This is a genomic window from Nocardia sp. N2S4-5, assembly GCF_044628355.1.
Lineage (GTDB): Bacteria > Actinomycetota > Actinomycetes > Mycobacteriales > Mycobacteriaceae > Nocardia > Nocardia wallacei_B.
On record NZ_JBIUPM010000001.1, the window covers coordinates 465,178 to 480,432 of the forward strand.

Annotated in this window: 15 protein-coding genes; 10 read left to right on the plus strand and 5 right to left on the minus strand. The window is 70.1% G+C overall.

Annotated elements, in window-relative coordinates; genetic code table 11:
• The first annotated feature begins 86 nt into the window (after window positions 1-86).
• The 7 genes from rapZ to tpiA all read left to right on the plus strand — a co-directional run bounded on the left by rapZ (window position 87) and on the right by tpiA (window position 6,765).
• Window positions 87-1,064 (plus strand): RNase adapter RapZ, encoded by a 978-nt coding sequence (rapZ, locus tag ACFMRZ_RS02155; RefSeq protein WP_280275671.1) that lies wholly within the window; start codon window positions 87-89, stop codon window positions 1,062-1,064.
• Window positions 1,061-2,155 (plus strand): uridine diphosphate-N-acetylglucosamine-binding protein YvcK, encoded by a 1,095-nt coding sequence (gene yvcK, locus ACFMRZ_RS02160; protein WP_280275672.1) that lies wholly within the window; start codon window positions 1,061-1,063, stop codon window positions 2,153-2,155. Before rapZ ends, yvcK begins: the two co-directional genes overlap by 4 nt.
• Complete coding sequence (gene whiA / locus ACFMRZ_RS02165; RefSeq protein ID WP_195106658.1) at window positions 2,146-3,129, plus strand: DNA-binding protein WhiA; 984 nt, start codon at window positions 2,146-2,148, stop codon at window positions 3,127-3,129. Before yvcK ends, whiA begins: the two co-directional genes overlap by 10 nt.
• 127 nt (window positions 3,130-3,256) lie before the next feature.
• A complete protein-coding gene (locus tag ACFMRZ_RS02170) occupies window positions 3,257-3,589 on the plus strand; it encodes a DUF427 domain-containing protein (protein WP_400177656.1) in 333 nt (110 codons plus the stop codon).
• 137 nt (window positions 3,590-3,726) lie between these two features.
• Window positions 3,727-4,746: a type I glyceraldehyde-3-phosphate dehydrogenase gene (gene gap / locus ACFMRZ_RS02175; protein ID WP_280274899.1), complete on the plus strand. Its 1,020-nt coding sequence runs from the start codon at window positions 3,727-3,729 to the stop codon at window positions 4,744-4,746.
• A 4-nt stretch (window positions 4,747-4,750) separates the two neighbouring features.
• On the plus strand, window positions 4,751-5,980 hold the full coding sequence (locus tag ACFMRZ_RS02180; protein ID WP_400177657.1) for a phosphoglycerate kinase: 1,230 nt from the start codon (window positions 4,751-4,753) through the stop codon (window positions 5,978-5,980).
• On the plus strand, window positions 5,980-6,765 hold the full coding sequence (tpiA, locus tag ACFMRZ_RS02185; RefSeq protein ID WP_400177658.1) for a triose-phosphate isomerase: 786 nt from the start codon (window positions 5,980-5,982) through the stop codon (window positions 6,763-6,765). The genes ACFMRZ_RS02180 and tpiA overlap by 1 nt, the downstream gene beginning before the upstream one ends.
• Window positions 6,766-6,832: 67 nt before the next feature.
• Here tpiA and ACFMRZ_RS02190 read toward each other — a convergent pair whose 3' ends face one another.
• Window positions 6,833-7,645 (minus strand): SAM-dependent methyltransferase, encoded by an 813-nt coding sequence (locus ACFMRZ_RS02190; RefSeq protein WP_400177659.1) that lies wholly within the window; start codon window positions 7,643-7,645, stop codon window positions 6,833-6,835.
• Between the two features lie 90 nt (window positions 7,646-7,735).
• Between ACFMRZ_RS02190 and ACFMRZ_RS02195 the strand changes: the two genes are divergently transcribed.
• Complete coding sequence (locus ACFMRZ_RS02195) at window positions 7,736-8,914, plus strand: cytochrome P450 (protein WP_400177660.1); 1,179 nt, start codon at window positions 7,736-7,738, stop codon at window positions 8,912-8,914.
• An 8-nt stretch (window positions 8,915-8,922) separates the two neighbouring features.
• On the opposite strand, the gene ACFMRZ_RS02200 is transcribed toward ACFMRZ_RS02195, so the two are convergent.
• Both ACFMRZ_RS02200 and ACFMRZ_RS02205 read right to left on the minus strand, forming a co-directional pair.
• On the minus strand, window positions 8,923-11,229 hold the full coding sequence (locus ACFMRZ_RS02200; RefSeq protein ID WP_400177661.1) for a transketolase C-terminal domain-containing protein: 2,307 nt from the start codon (window positions 11,227-11,229) through the stop codon (window positions 8,923-8,925).
• On the minus strand, window positions 11,226-12,008 hold the full coding sequence (locus ACFMRZ_RS02205) for an META domain-containing protein (protein WP_400177662.1): 783 nt from the start codon (window positions 12,006-12,008) through the stop codon (window positions 11,226-11,228). The genes ACFMRZ_RS02200 and ACFMRZ_RS02205 overlap by 4 nt, the downstream gene beginning before the upstream one ends.
• A 78-nt stretch (window positions 12,009-12,086) precedes the next feature.
• Here ACFMRZ_RS02205 and secG point away from each other — a divergent pair, with 78 nt between their 5' ends.
• Window positions 12,087-12,320: a preprotein translocase subunit SecG gene (gene secG / locus ACFMRZ_RS02210; protein WP_187683467.1), complete on the plus strand. Its 234-nt coding sequence runs from the start codon at window positions 12,087-12,089 to the stop codon at window positions 12,318-12,320.
• Here secG and ACFMRZ_RS02215 read toward each other — a convergent pair.
• Entirely contained in the window at window positions 12,307-13,422 is a 1,116-nt protein-coding gene (locus ACFMRZ_RS02215) for a YbfB/YjiJ family MFS transporter (protein ID WP_400177663.1), read from the minus strand. The genes secG and ACFMRZ_RS02215 overlap by 14 nt on opposite strands.
• Window positions 13,423-13,491: 69 nt before the next feature.
• On the opposite strand from ACFMRZ_RS02215, the gene ACFMRZ_RS02220 reads away from it, so the two are divergent.
• Window positions 13,492-14,325: a LysR family transcriptional regulator gene (locus ACFMRZ_RS02220; protein WP_400177664.1), complete on the plus strand. Its 834-nt coding sequence runs from the start codon at window positions 13,492-13,494 to the stop codon at window positions 14,323-14,325.
• Between the two features lie 4 nt (window positions 14,326-14,329).
• Here the strand turns inward: ACFMRZ_RS02220 and ACFMRZ_RS02225 are convergent, their stop codons facing one another.
• Entirely contained in the window at window positions 14,330-15,244 is a 915-nt protein-coding gene (locus ACFMRZ_RS02225; RefSeq protein WP_280274891.1) for an alpha/beta fold hydrolase, read from the minus strand.
• Window positions 15,245-15,255: the final 11 nt, after the last annotated feature.

The following is a 15,255-nucleotide window of genomic DNA, read 5'->3' on the forward strand; positions in this document are numbered from 1 at the left end:
GCTCGGTTTCCTGCCGCGTGTCGGACGACGCGCCCGGGCGCAGGACAGGAAGATCGCATGACAGGCAGACACGGATCCGGTAGGACATGACCAGCGTCGAATCGAACAGCAGCGCGGCGACCCCGTCGTCCGTGCCCGCGCGCCCGCAGCCCGGCGATACCGAGGCGCGGCCCGGCCACGGCGCGCGTGTCGAGGTCGTCATCGTCACCGGGCTGTCAGGCGCGGGCCGGGGCACGGCGGCGCGGGTGCTCGAGGATCTGGGCTGGTACGTCGCCGACAATCTGCCGCCGGAGCTGATCGGGCGGATGGTCGAGCTGGGCGCCTCCGCCGATCCGCCGATCCGCAAGCTGGCCCTGGTGATGGATGTGCGCAGCCGCTTCTTCACCGGCGATCTGTCGGGCGTGACCGAACAGCTGCGCGGCGCGGGCGTGCGCACCCGGGTGCTTTTCCTGGAAGCGTCCGACGACGTGCTGATCCGCCGGTTCGGTTTCGCCCGCCGCCGCCATCCGTTACAGAGTGAGAGCGCCGACGGCACCCTCACCGCGGGCATCGCCGCCGAGCGCAATCGGCTGTCGAAGGTGAAGACCGCCGCCGACCTGGTCATCGACACCACGGCGCTGTCCGTGCACCAGTTACACCGGCACCTCGAGGAGGCTTACGGGGGCGGCGCGCCCGCCGCCCTGCAGATCACAATCCAGTCGTTCGGTTTCAAGTACGGAGTACCGCTGGACGCCGACATGGTGTTTGATTTGCGTTTCCTACCCAATCCGCATTGGGTACCGGAGTTACGCGAACACACTGGACAGGACTCGGTGGTCAGCGAGTACGTGTTGTCCCGCCCGGGTGCGGAGGACTACCTGCGGACCTGTTGCCACCTGATCGATCTGACGACCAACGGGTACCGCCAAGAGGGGAAGCGTTACATGACCGTGGCAGTGGGCTGCACCGGCGGCAAGCACCGCAGCGTGGCGATAGCGGAGGCACTGGGCGAGCTACTCCGGAGCAGAGAACCCGACCGCAACGACGTCGTCCGGGTGGTCCATCGGGATCTGGGGCGCGAATGACCGATAGCGAAACCACCGCGGCCGACTCCGATACCGGTCCTGCGGCGGACAGCCGCGAGCCCGAACCCGCTCTCGTCGCGCTCGGCGGCGGGCACGGGCTCTACGCGACCCTGACCGCGGCCCGCCGCCTCACCCGCACCATCACCGCCGTGGTCACCGTGGCCGACGACGGCGGCTCCTCCGGCCGGCTGCGCGCCGAACTCGGCATGCTGCCGCCGGGCGATCTGCGCATGGCGCTGGCCGCGCTGGCCGAGGACACCGAGGGCGTGTGGGCCCGCGCGGTGCAGCACCGCTTCGGCGGTACCGGCGCGCTGGCGGGTCATTCGGTGGGCAATCTGATCGTGGCCGGTCTGACGGAGGTGCTGGGCGACCCCGTCGCGGCGCTCGACGAGGTGGGCCGGATCCTGCGCACCAGCGGCCGGGTGCTCCCGATGTCGCCGACCGCGCTGACCATCGAGGCCGACGTGTCGGGCCTGGAGGCCGATCCGCGCGTGAGCCGCTGCATCCGCGGTCAGGTCGCGGTGGCGACCACGCCGGGCAAGGTGCGCCGGGTCCGCCTGATCCCGTCCGACCCGCCCGCGAGCCCGGAGGCCACCTCCGCCATCGAGCACGCCGATGTGGTGGTGCTCGGTCCCGGATCCTGGTTCACCAGCGTCATTCCGCATGTGCTGGTGCCCGAATTGCGTGCGGCGCTGGTACATACCAGGGCACGAAAAGTGCTGGTACTCAACCTCGCTGCCGAGCCGGGGGAGACGGCCGGATTCTCCGCCGAACGGCACCTGCATGTATTGTCCCAGCACGCACCGGATTTCGCGGTCGAGGATGTGGTGGTGGATTCCGGCTCCGTGCCGGAGGGTAGAGAACGCGAACATGTGGCAAGAGCTGCCGAACAGCTGCGTGCGCGGGTAACCTTCGCTGATGTCGCCGAGGCGGGGACGGACCGGCACCACCCTGGAAAGCTAGCCGCCGCACTGGATCAGGTGATCCGGCAACCTCGGCCGGAATCAGCAAGGCTTCGAGTCGAAGGACGGCACATGGGCCAGCAGGTGCGGTCCGCGTTGGGTGGAAAGGAGCGGGTCTCGTGGCGATGACAGCCGAGGTCAAGGACGAGCTTAGCCGTCTGTCGGTCTCGCAGGTGAGCTCACGCAAGGCGGAACTGTCCGCGCTACTCCGGTTCGCCGGCGGCCTGCACATCGTCGGCGGCAGAGTGATCGTCGAGGCCGAGGTGGACATGGGATCCATCGCGCGCCGGCTGCGCCGGGAGATCTTCGAGCTGTACGGCTACGGCTCCGATGTGCATGTGCTCGGCGCCGGAGGTTTGCGCAAGACCTCCCGGTACGTCGTGCGGGTGTCGAAGGAGGGCGAGGCGCTCGCCCGGCAGACCGGCCTGCTGGATGTGCGCGGCCGCCCGGTGCGCGGGCTACCGGCCCAGGTGGTCGGCGGCAGCATCGGTGACGCGGAGGCCGCTTGGCGGGGCGCCTTTCTCGCGCACGGCTCGCTCACCGAGCCCGGCCGCTCGTCGGCGCTGGAAGTGAGCTGCCCGGGTCCGGAGGCCGCACTGGCGCTCGTCGGCGCGGCGCGGCGGATGGGCATTTCGGCCAAGGCGCGCGAGGTGCGTGGCACCGATCGCGTCGTGGTGCGCGACGGCGAGGCGATCGGCGCGCTGCTGACCCGGATGGGCGCCCAGGACACGCGGCTCACCTGGGAGGAGCGGCGGATGCGCCGCGAGGTCCGGGCGACGGCCAACCGCCTGGCCAATTTCGACGACGCCAACCTGCGCCGGTCGGCGCGTGCCGCGGTGGCCGCCGCGGCCCGGGTGGAGCGTGCGCTGGAAATCCTCGGCGACGACGTGCCCGACCATCTCGCCGCGGCCGGGCGGCTGCGCGTGCAGCACCGCCAGGCGTCGCTGGAGGAACTGGGCCAGCTGGCCGACCCGCCGATGACGAAAGATGCGGTGGCAGGCCGCATTCGGCGCCTGCTGTCGATGGCCGACCGGCGCGCCAAGGAACTGGGCATCCCCGATACCGAGTCCGCGGTCACGGCCGAACTGCTCGAAGACGCGTGAGCCGAGCGGGCCGGTCGAATCGACCGGCCCGATTCCGGCGGAACGGGAAGAAACCGGCCCGTGGGCGGCGCTGTACTCGACGCGTGCCCCCACCGCACGTTTCCGCTCCCGACCGAAGGACACCATCGTGACCGTTGGACATCGCATCACCGTCGAGCAGGGCGCCCAGCACGTGCGAGTACGGCGCGGCGACACGATTCTCGCCGAGAGCAGCCGCCCGCTGGTGCTGCGCGAGACCGGTTGTCCCGTGCGCTACTACCTCCCGCCGGAGGACGTGCGCACCGATCTGCTGACACCCTCGGACACCACCTCGTTCTGCCCGTTCAAGGGCACGGCCTCGTACTGGTCGGTTCCCGACGCGCAGGATCTGGTGTGGGCCTACCCGCAGCCCAAGGACGACGTGGCCGAGATCAAGGACCACTTCTGCTTCTACGACACCGAGGAACTGCCCGCGGGCTGAGGCCCGCCCGGCCGCGACCATGGCCCGAGATCCGATGTGGCGCAGTGACCACGAGGGGCGTGGCGGCGGCATAATGCGCGGGCATTAGGGTGGATCTGCAACGGAACGAATCCGCTTGAAAGCTGAGGAGCGATAACGTGACTGTCCGGGTAGGTATCAACGGCTTCGGCCGCATCGGTCGGAACTTCTTCAGGGCGGTCGAAGCGCAGAAGGCGCTCGGCACCACGGATATCGAGATCGTCGCGGTCAACGACCTCACCGACAACGCCACGCTGGCGACGCTGCTGAAGTACGACTCCATCCTGGGCCGCCTGCCGCAGGAGGTCTCGCTCGACGGCGACGACACCATCGTGGTCGGCGACCAGCGGATCAAGGCGCTCGCCATCAAGGAGGGCCCCTCGGCCCTGCCGTGGGGCGACCTCGGCGTCGACGTGGTGGTCGAGTCCACCGGCATCTTCACCGACGCCACCAAGGCGAAGGGCCACCTGGCCGCCGGCGCCAAGAAGGTCATCATCTCCGCGCCCGCCAAGGGCGAGGATCTGACCGTCGTCATGGGCGTCAACGACGACAAGTACGACGGCAGCCAGAACATCATCTCCAACGCGTCCTGCACCACCAACTGCCTGGGCCCGCTGGCCAAGGTCCTCAACGACGAGTTCGGCATCGTCAAGGGCCTGATGACCACCATCCACGCCTACACCCAGGACCAGAACCTGCAGGACGGCCCGCACAAGGACCTGCGCCGCGCCCGCGCCGCCGCCCTGAACATCGTGCCCACCAGCACGGGTGCGGCGAAGGCCATCGGCCTGGTGCTGCCCGAGCTGAACGGCAAGCTGGACGGTTACTCGCTGCGCGTCCCGATCCCCACCGGCTCGATCACCGACCTGACCGCGGACCTGGAGAAGAAGGCGACCGTCGAGGAGATCAACGCGGCGTTCAAGGCGGCCGCCGAGGGGCCGCTGAAGGGCATCCTGAAGTACAGCGTCGACCCGATCGTCTCCAGCGACATCGTCACCGACCCGCACTCGTCGATCTTCGACGCGCCGCTGACGAAGGTCATCGACGACCAGGTCAAGGTGTACTCCTGGTACGACAACGAGTGGGGCTACTCCAACCGCCTGGCCGACCTGATCGGCCTCGTCGGCAAGTCGCTGTAAAGCTATGGCAGTCAAGACACTTCAGGATCTGCTGAACGAGGGTGTCGAGGGTCGGGGCGTGCTGGTGCGCTCCGACCTGAATGTTCCCCTCGACGGCGGCACCATCACCGATCCCGGCCGTATCATCGCCTCGGTGCCGACCATCAAGGCGCTGGCCGAGGCCGGAGCGAAGGTCGTCATCACCGCGCACCTGGGCCGTCCGAAGGGCGAGCCGGATCCGAAGCTGTCGCTGGCCCCCGTGGCGGCGAAGCTGGCCGACGAGCTGGGCCGCAATGTCCAGCTCGCCGGTGACGTGGTGGGCCAGGACGCGCTCGCGCGCTCGGAGGGCCTCACCGACGGTGACGTGCTGCTGCTGGAGAACATCCGCTTCGATCCGCGCGAGACCAGCAAGGACGACGCCGAACGCGGCAAGCTCGCCCGGGCCCTGGTCGAGCTGGTCGGCGACGACGGCGCGTTCGTGTCCGACGGCTTCGGTGTGGTGCACCGCGAGCAGGCGTCGGTCTACGACGTGGCGAAGCTGCTGCCGCACTACGCGGGCACTCTGGTGGCCGCCGAGGTCGAGGTGCTGCAGAAGCTGACGATCGAGCCGGAGCGGCCGTACGCGGTCGTGCTGGGCGGGTCGAAGGTCTCCGACAAGCTCGATGTCATCGAGGCGCTGGCGCCGAAGGTCGACACCCTGGTCATCGGCGGCGGCATGTGCTTCACCTTCCTTGCCGCACAGGGTCTTTCGGTGGGTACCTCGCTGCTGCAGCCGGAGATGGTGGACACCTGCAAGGGCCTGCTGGACCGCTTCGCCGACGTCATCCACCTGCCCGTCGACATCGTGGTGGCCGACAAGTTCGCCGCCGACGCGGAGTCGAAGACGGTGCCCGCCCACGAGATTCCCGACGGCTGGATGGGCCTGGACGTGGGCGCGGAATCGGCCAAGCGCTTCGCCGCGCTGCTGACCGAGGCGAAGACGGTGTTCTGGAACGGCCCGATGGGCGTGTTCGAGTTCGAGAACTTCGCCGCTGGTACCCGCGGCGTCGCCGAGGCGATCGTCACGGCCACCGGCAAGGGCGCGTTCACCGTGGTCGGTGGCGGCGACTCTGCTGCGGCCGTCCGTTCGCTGGGTCTGCCGGAGGATGGTTTCTCGCACATCTCCACCGGCGGCGGCGCGTCGCTGGAATACCTGGAGGGCAAGGAACTTCCGGGCATCAGCGTTCTGGAACAGACAGCTCGGGAGTCCGAATAATGGCACGTAAGCCCCTGATCGCGGGCAACTGGAAGATGAACCTCAATCACCTCGAGGCCATCGCTCTGGTGCAGAAGATCGCCTTCGCCCTGCCGGACAAGTACTTCGCGAAGGTCGACGTCGCGGTGCTCCCGCCGTTCACCGACATCCGCAGCGTGCAGACGCTGGTGGAGGGTGACCGGCTGCTGATCACCTACGGCGCGCAGGATGTGTCCACGCACGACTCGGGCGCGTACACCGGCGAGATCAGCGCTCCCATGCTGGCCAAGCTGGGGTGCACCTACGTCGCGGTCGGCCACTCCGAGCGGCGGCAGTACCACACCGAGGACGACGCCATCGTCGCCGCCAAGGCCAAGAAGGTGCTCGACAACGGGATGACCCCGATCGTCTGCATCGGCGAGGGCCTCGGTGTCCGGGAGGCGCAGACGCACGTCCAGTACAACCTGGAGCAGCTGCGCGGTTCGCTGAAAGGCCTGTCGGCGGAGGAGATCTCGAAGATCGTCATCGCCTACGAGCCGGTGTGGGCCATCGGCACCGGCCGGGTCGCCACCCCCGCCGACGCGCAGGAGGTGTGCGGTGCGCTGCGGGGCGAGTTGGCGCAGCTGGCCGACCCGGACATCGCCGCCACCGTGCGCGTGCTGTACGGCGGCTCGGTCAACGCCAAGAACGTGGGCGAGCTGATCGCGCAGACCGACGTGGACGGCGCACTGGTCGGCGGCGCGTCGCTCAAGGGCGACGAGTTCGCCACCCTGTCGGCCATCGCCGCAGGCGGCCCGCTGCCGTAACTATCTGCTGCACAACGGTATTCGGCCCGGCATCGCTTCGGCGGCGCCGGGCCGATTCGTATCGCCGTCAGGGAATGCGGGCTACCGCGCCGAGCATGGAGACGGCTTCCGGGCGGGGGTGGGCGCGCCAGCCCTCCGGTCGCCACGACATCACCGAGCCGATGCCCGGCGGCACCACCTCGAGGCCGGTGAAGAAGCGGCTGAACTCGGCGGTGGAGCGCAGCCGGAACGGGATGCCGCTGCGGCGGTTGGCCTCGTCGCTCTGGGCCAGATCCTCGACGGTGAGATGGTCGCTGGTGGCATGGGTCATCACCAGATAGCTGCCCGAGGGTAACGCGCCGCGTAATCGCTCGACCACCTCGTAGGGCCGGTCGTCGTCGGTGAGGAAATGCATCACGGCGACCAGCATCAGCGCCACGGGGCGGGTGAGGTCCAGCGTGTCGAGCAGGTCGGGATGGGTGAGGATGCGGTCGGGCTCGCGGACATCGGCCTCGAGGTATGCGGTGCGGCCCTCGGGGCGGCTGTTCAGCAGGCTGCGGGCATGGATCAGCACGATCGGGTCGTTGTCGACGTAGACGATGCGCGATTCGGGCGCGATGTCCTGCGCGATCTCGTGCACATTGCCCGCGGTCGGCAGCCCGGCGCCCAGATCGAGGAACTGCCGGATCCCGGCCTCGGCGGTCAGATAGGTGACCACCCGCCGCAGGAAGGCACGATTCTCGAGAGCGGAGAACTGCACACTGGGAAAGGCCTCGGCGACCGCTTCCGCCGACTCGCGGTCGGCCTCGAAATTGTCCTTGCCACCCAGCCAGTAGTCGTACCGGCGGGCCGGGTGCGGCTTGGTGACATCGATGCCGGGAGGCGCCTGCTCGGAGTCCACGCCGCCCTCCTTCCTCTCGACTACTGTGATCATGTCAGTTCGCAGTGTCGGATCCGGTAGCGCCCCGGGCGCGCCGTGCGGAGGCTTGCCATGTCAGTGCAGTACAGCCCGTATGATTTCGCCGTCCACGCCGACCCGTACCCGTACTACGCGCGGCTGCGCGCCGAGGCGCCGGTCTTCCGCAACGAGACCGACGACTTCTGGGCGCTGTCGCGGCACGCGGATGTGCTTGCGGCGCTGCGCGATTCGCAGCGCTTCTCCAGCGCGAACGGGTTGCGGATGGAGCCGGCGTTCTGGGGACCGCAGGCGGAGCAGTTCTTCTCCTTCGTCGCGATGGACCCGCCCAAGCACACCCGGATGCGCGGCCTGGTCACCCGGGCGTTCACGCAGCGCCGGGTGCAGTCGCTGGAGCCCCGCCTGCGCGAGATCGCGCGCGGACTGCTCGACCCGCTGGTGGCCCGGGGGAACTTCGATCTGATGGTCGAGTTCGCCGGACCGTTCCCGACCGAGGTGATCTCGGAGCTGGTCGGCGTTCCCGAGGCGGATCGGGAGATGCTCCGCAAGCTCGGCATGGAGATCATGTACACCGAGGAGGAGTCCACCGACCTGCGCCCGGAGGCGATGCAGGCGATCGGCGCGCTGGTCGGCTACTACACCGAACTGACCGTCGAGCGCAGCCGCAGCCGCGGCGACGACCTGCTGTCGGGGCTGCTGGACGCGGCCGACGGCGACGACCGGCTCAGCCCGCAGGAGATCGTCGGCGTGCTGATTCTGCTGGTGGGCGCCGGTATCGAGACCACGATGCTGACCCTCGGCAACCTGTGGCACGCCGGTTGGCAGCATCCCGCGCAGCGGCGAGCCGCGTTCGACGGCCGCATCGATGACTGGATCGCCGAGGGCATGCGATACGACCCGCCCACCCAGTCGAACCTGCGCACCACCACCGAGGAGGCGGAGCTGCACGGCGTGCGCATCCCCGCCGGTGCGCGCATGCTGCTGCTCACCGGCTCGGCCAATCGGGACCCGGAGGTGTTCGCCGACCCGGACGGCTTCGACCTGGACCGCGACACCGGCCCCTCACTGGTGTTCGGCAGCGGCCGTCACCACTGCCTCGGCTCCAATTTGGGCCTGCTGGAGTTGCGCATCGCACTGCAGGAGATCGTCGACCGGATCGCCGACTACGACATCGACACCGAGGGCGTGCGCCGCATCCACTCCTCCAACAATCGCGGATTCGCCGCCCTGCCGACCACGGTCGTCGCCCGCTGAGGGGTGTGTCAGGCGCCGGTGAGTCGCTCGGCGGCCGTCTCGATCGCGGCCTCGTCGAGTAGCACGGTGTGCGCGGCGGGGCCGAGCGGGACGAAACTGTCGGCGCTGGTGACCCGGCCGATGCGGCCGTCGAATCCGGCGTCGAGCAGTGCGGCGCAGACGGATTCGGAGACGCCGCCGCTGCGGCGGGTCTCGTCGGCGATCAGGACGCGGCCGGTGGCGCGGGCGTGCCGCAGCAGGTCGTCCTCGGGTAGTGGTGTCAGCCAGCGCAAGTCGAGCACGCGGGCACGAATTCCTTTGGCGGCCAAGCGTCGTGCGGCGCGCAGGCTCATGGGGACACCGTTGGCGAAGGTGACGATGGTGAGGTCGGCGCCGTCGCCGTAGACGCGCGCCCGGCCGATGTCGGCGGGTGCGCCCGTGGTCGTGGCGAGCCAGCCCTCGTCGCCGGAGTCGTGCAGGTCGCGGGTGTGGTACAGCGCGATCGGTTCCAGGAACACGCACACCCGGCCGTCCACTCGGGCCGCGGACACGCAGGTGCGCAGCATGGCCGCCGCGTCGTCGGCGCGGGCGGGGGAGGCGACCACCACGCCGGGGATATCCCGCAGTGCCGCAACGGAATCGTCGTTGTGGAAGTGGCCGCCGAAGCCCTTCTGGTAGGCGTAGGCAGCGATGCGCACCACCAGCGGATTGCGGTACTGCCCGGTCGCGAAGAACTGCAGGGTCGCGGCCTCGCCCCGGATCTGGTCGAGGGCGTTGTGCACATAGGCGAGATACTGGATTTCCGGAACCGGCACGAACCCGGCCGTCCCCGCGCCCAGCGCGGTACCGAGCACGCTCTGCTCGTCGAGCAGCGTGTCGAAGACGCGCCGGGCGCCGAACGTCTTCTGCAGGCCCTTCGTGACGCCGTACACCCCGCCCTTGCGCCCGACGTCCTCACCGAACACGAGCAGGTCGTCATCGCGCTCGAGGAGCTCGGCGAGCGTCCGGTTGATCGCCTGCGCCAGAGTCATCGGCGGCGGCTGCGAGTCCTGTTCCGGGGCCGCCGTTTCGGTCGCCGCACTGTCGCCCGCGGGGTTCGGGCGGTGCTCTGCGCGTGCGGCTCCGGACTCGGGCAGTGCCTCCGGCAGGAATTCGGTGCGCAGCGCGTCGGCGCGGACGAGGTCCGGGTCGGCGGGCGCCAGCGGCGCGGTGACGGCCGCGGCCGACGTCAGTTTCGGCGCCCCCGCGACCTCCTCCGCCACCGCGGCGACCTGCTCGCCGAGGGCGTCGTACCGGGCGATCACCTCGGTGGCGTCGGCGACACCGGCGGTGACCAGCAGGCACGCGGTGGCGGTCAGCGGGTCGCGGGCGAGATCGGTGGCGATGTCGGTGGCCCGGCGATACGACGACTCGACATCCGACCCGGCATGGCCGAGCAGCCGCACCGTGCGCAGCCGGAGGAAGGCCGGTTCGCGATGCTCCCGCACCCAGTCGACCGCCTTCGCCGCGACCGACAGCGCCTGCAGCAGCTGGCAGCCGTCGGCGCTGAAATACCGCATGCCCGGCCGGGACCCGTACGCGAACTCGATCCACTCCGGCGGCGTCGGGACGCTCAGGCCGACCCCGTTGTCCTCGCACACGAACAGGATCGGCATCGGAATCCGCTGGTGCGCAGTGTGAATCGCGGCATTGACGGCCCCCGCGGCGGTGGAGTGATTGGCCGAGGCGTCGCCGAAGCTGCACACCACCACCGCGTCGGCCGGCCACTCGGTGAACCGGCCCAGCCGGTCGGCCCGGTCCAGCGCGAAGGCCAGGCCCACCGCGCGCGGCAGATGCGAGGCGATGGTGGAGGTCATCGGGATCACCGCGGCGGGCTTGCTGCCGAAAACCTTGTGGCGGCCACCGGAAATCGGGTCCGCGGCCGCCGCGACCACGCCCAGCAGCACGTCCCGGATCGGGTCCGAACCCGGCACCCGGCGGCTGCGTTGCACGAAGAACGCGCCCGAACGATAGTGCAGCAGTGCGGGATCGGAGACGCGCAGCGCGGCCGCCACCGCCGCGTTGCCCTCGTGCCCAGCCGATCCGATGCTGTAATAGCCGCGGCCCGAGGCGGTCAGGCGGCGTGCGGCCAGATCGAGGTGGCGGCTGGTGGCCTGGGCGTCGAAGAGTTCGAGGCAGTCGGCCGCGGTGTACGGATAACCCTTGCGCACCGGTTCGTCCGGGGCGCAAGGGTTCTCCGAGCGCGCCGCGGAGACGGCGGCACGGAACCGGCGGTCCAGATCTGCTTCCCGATCGTTGATCGCGCCTCCCTGGGCTGTGCGATGGTCCGGGCTCATTCGGCGCGCAGCACCAGTCCGGTGTTGTTGGCGGGGTTGCGTAGCGTAAGGGTCGCGGCGTCGACGGTCGCGGTGGTTTTGCCGTCCAGGGCCTCGAGCACCTGCCGTTCGACCTCCATCACCTCGGGCGGGCACGCCATCCGCGTGGTGGCGATGCGGAAGGTGACATCGCTCCCGGCGATGTCGGCGCTGCCCGTCATCCGGTTGCACCCGGCGCTGCCGGTGACCTGTCCGTCCGGGCCGATGGTGAGCGTCGGCCGAGCATTGTCGAGGGCCTGCGAGCGGACCTGGCCCTCGGGCCGCAGCAACGCGGTGACGGTCCAGGTGGTGCCGGTGAGCGAGCGGTCGGGCTCGGCGACCTTCTTGTCCAGCAGAGTGACGGTGAGGTCGGCACCGGTCAGTGTCAGGGTGTCGCCGGTGAGCTGCCATCGCGGTCCGGACTGGAGGAGTGCGGTCTGCCAGCCGTCGGCGCCGGACCGGTCGTCCGGGCAGGCCATGAGCGTGGTCGCCATGCCCGACACGCGCATCACGTCACCGTCGAAGGTCACCGGCCCGCTGCCGGTATTGCACCCCGAGGTGGCCGACACCCGATTGTCGGCGAAGGTGAGCCGCAACGGCCCGCCGCCGGGGATCGGCGTCCCCTCGACCTTGGTCGATACGAAACTTCGCCCCATCGGCGTCGGCCCTGGCCCGGCGTCCCCACCGTCCCCGCCGGACGAGCAGGCGGCGGCCAGCCCGAGCGCGGCCAACAGCGGAACGAGACGCAGCATCGCCGACATGGCCGCGATCCTACCTCCGGACCTGATCATCGACGGCCTGTGCGGGAGCCGTCGTGGCGAGGACATAAACTGTCCGGCATGCGCATGTTCCTGGATATCCTCCTGATCATCACCAGCGTCCTGCTGGTGCTGCTGGTGCTGCTGCATCGCGCGAAGGGCGGAGGCCTGTCCAGCCTGTTCGGTGGTGGCGTGCAGTCGAGCCTGTCCGGTTCGACCGTCGTGGAGAAGAACCTCGACCGCATCACCATCTTCATCGGGATCGTCTGGATCATCTCCATCGTGGGCATCGGCTTCGAGATCAAGTTCGCCTGACCGGCAGCACCGCCACGGCGGCGACCGCGAGGACCGCGGCGGCGATTCCGAACGCCGCCGCGTAACTCGACCCCAGCACCGGTGCGACCAGCACCGGCCCGAGCATCTGCCCGCAGCCGTAACCGGCGGTCAGCACGGCCGCGGCGGTGGGTCCCGCGAGATCACCGCCGATCTCGAGGGCCAGCATGGTGACTCCCATGAACGTCGCCCCGAACAGCGCCGCCGCCGCGACAGCGGCCACCACACCGGTCGACACGGCCGGAAGCAGCGCCGACAACACCTGTAGCAGCAGCGCGGCGCCCAGCGCGGTCACGGGCGTCCAGCGCCGGGCCACGGCATTCCACAGCACTGTCGCCGGCGCGGCGGCCACGCCGACCACCACCCACACGGCCGTCCCGAGCGCCTGGCGGCCGGGCGTACTCACTGCGGCGACCAGGAACGTCCCGATGACGATGTAGCCCAGACCTTCCAGGAAATACGAGACCAGCAGTGCCCGCCAGACCCGCGCCGACCGCACGCCCGTCGCCGTGGCCCGCGCGCCCGGCACGATATCCAGCCGCAATGCCGGGAGCAGCAGCAAGGCCGTCAGCGCGGCCGCGCCCAGCCACATCGCCTGCCACGACACCAGCGGCCGCGCCGCGAGCGCCAGCACTCCGGTCAGGGCGATGCCGCAGCCGACCCCGGAGAACGCGATTCCGGCTGCGCGCCTGCGGTTCTCGTGGCGTGCCGCGACTCCGGCGCAGCCGATGAACACCACCGCGCTGGCCAGCCCCGCGAGAAAGCGCAGCACCATCGGCGCCGCGCTCGGCGCGGGCCACGCCATGGCCGCCTCGCTCACCACCAGCACCAGCGCGGCCGCTCGAAAGGTGTTGCGGCCGTTCCACTCCGGCCGGATCGACAGCAGTACCGCACCGACCAGATAGCCCGCGTAATTCGCGGCGGCGATCAGCGCGCCCGTGTGCGGACCGATTCGTCCGGCGTCGATCATCACCGGCATCAGCGGGGTGTAGGCGAAACGGCCGATGCCCATGGCCGCCGCCAGCCCGGCGGCGGCGCGCAGCGCGGGCGTCAGGCGCTGCCGTGGAGGTGCTGCGATGATCACCGTATCGACGGTAGGGTGCCCCGGCGATCCGGTGAAATGCTTTCTGCGCACCATGTATACGCTGGACGTATGGATCTGGAGTTGCGGCACCTGCGTGCGTTCGCCGCGCTGTGCGACGAGCGCAACTACACCCGCGCCGCGCACCGGCTGCACCTGGCGCAACCGTCCCTGACGCGGACGATCCAGCAGTTGGAGCGCATCCTCGACTGCCGTTTGATCGATCGCACGCCCCGGCGCTTCGAGCTGACCGCCGAGGGCGCCGAATTCTTGTCGCACGCGCGCCGCGTGCTCGCCGATCTCGACGCCGCGGTCGCCGACATGCAGCTCCGCTCGGCGGTGTCGGTGGGGTTCGCGTGGCTGCTGCCCGACGGCTGGTTCGCCGCCGCGCGCACTCGTTTCGAGTCGGTCGGCGGGCATGTCGAGATCCATCGCGTCGACGACCCGATCGCCGCGCTCGCCGCCGGGACCATCGATATCGCGTTGTTCCGCAAGGAGATCCGGCTGCCGAAGAACATGGCCGCCCGCACCATCGGCGCCGAACGCCGGGTGCTGGCGGTGGCGGCATCGTCGCCGCTGGCGGGCGCCACGGGCCTGCGCTGGCAGGAGCTGGCGTGTTATCCGTTGGTGGTCAACACCGTATCGGGCACCATCGACGAAACCTCCTGGCCACAACCGGATCCCGGCCGCGAGATCGTCACCTGCACCAACTTCGACGAATGGCTGGAGCTGGTGGCGGCCGGGCGCGGTATCGGCGGCGTCCCCGAACTGGCCCGGACGCGGGCGCCACATCCGGGCGTCGCCTACGTCGATGTGGCCGACGCGCCGCCGTCCCGGATCTACCTGATCTGGCGAACCACACCGGCGTCCTCGCGCTCGGTCCAGCGGTTCCTCGAGATCGCCTGAACGATCAGGGCCGGGCGAAGGCGTGGAAGCGGCGGGCGATGCGGTCCGGGAACTCGCCGTTCACCGCGTGCGAGGCGGCGGGCCAGAGTTCGACCTGAGCGCCGGGAATCCGGCGGGCGGTGGCCGCCGCCCGCTCGGCGTCGTGCACGATGCTGCGTCCGCCGATGACGGCGAGGACCGGCACCGAGATCCCGAGCAGTTCCTCCTCGGTCGGGCGCGCGGGCTGCGGCTGTTCCGAATGGAAATCGCGCATCCCGGAGGCGATCAGGCGGCCTTCCGGCACCGAATCGTCGCTGCGAGCACCGCCGGAGATCCAGCCGAGCAGCCGGTGCCGCAGGGCCATCGGCATGCCCGGGATCACGCTGCCCAGCGAGACGGCGATCATCTTCCAGGTCAGTGGCGCAAAGGTATTCGCGGGATCGAGCAGCGTCACCGAGGCCACCCGCTCCGGGCGATGGATCGCGACCTGCGTGGCCAGCCAGCCGCCGATGCTGACGCCGATCAGGTGGGCGCGCTCGATCCGGAGCCCGGCCAGCGTCTCCGCGACCCACATCGCCTGGTCGGAGCCGTCGGTCAGCGGCACCTCCTGGGTGCTCGCTCCGGGTTCGCCGATGCTGTCCAGCGACCACACCGTGCGCTCGGCGACCAGCCCGGGCAGATTGGCGCGCCACATCGGAGTGGAGGCCTGGCGCCCGGACAGCAGTACCACCGGCGTGCCGGGGCGGTCGCCGAAGCGATACGCCCGCACCGGACCGAAAGTAGTTGACACCGCGCGAGTTTCGTGCGGCTCGGGCAGGGTGTCCATACCGTCGAGATAGGCGTCGGCGAACCGGTCGAACGCCTCCTGATTCGCGAAGTACCCGACCCTGCGGTTGGGCTTGCCGATATTGGGTTCGAGGAACAAATGGTCGGTCGCCATACCAAGCAGCG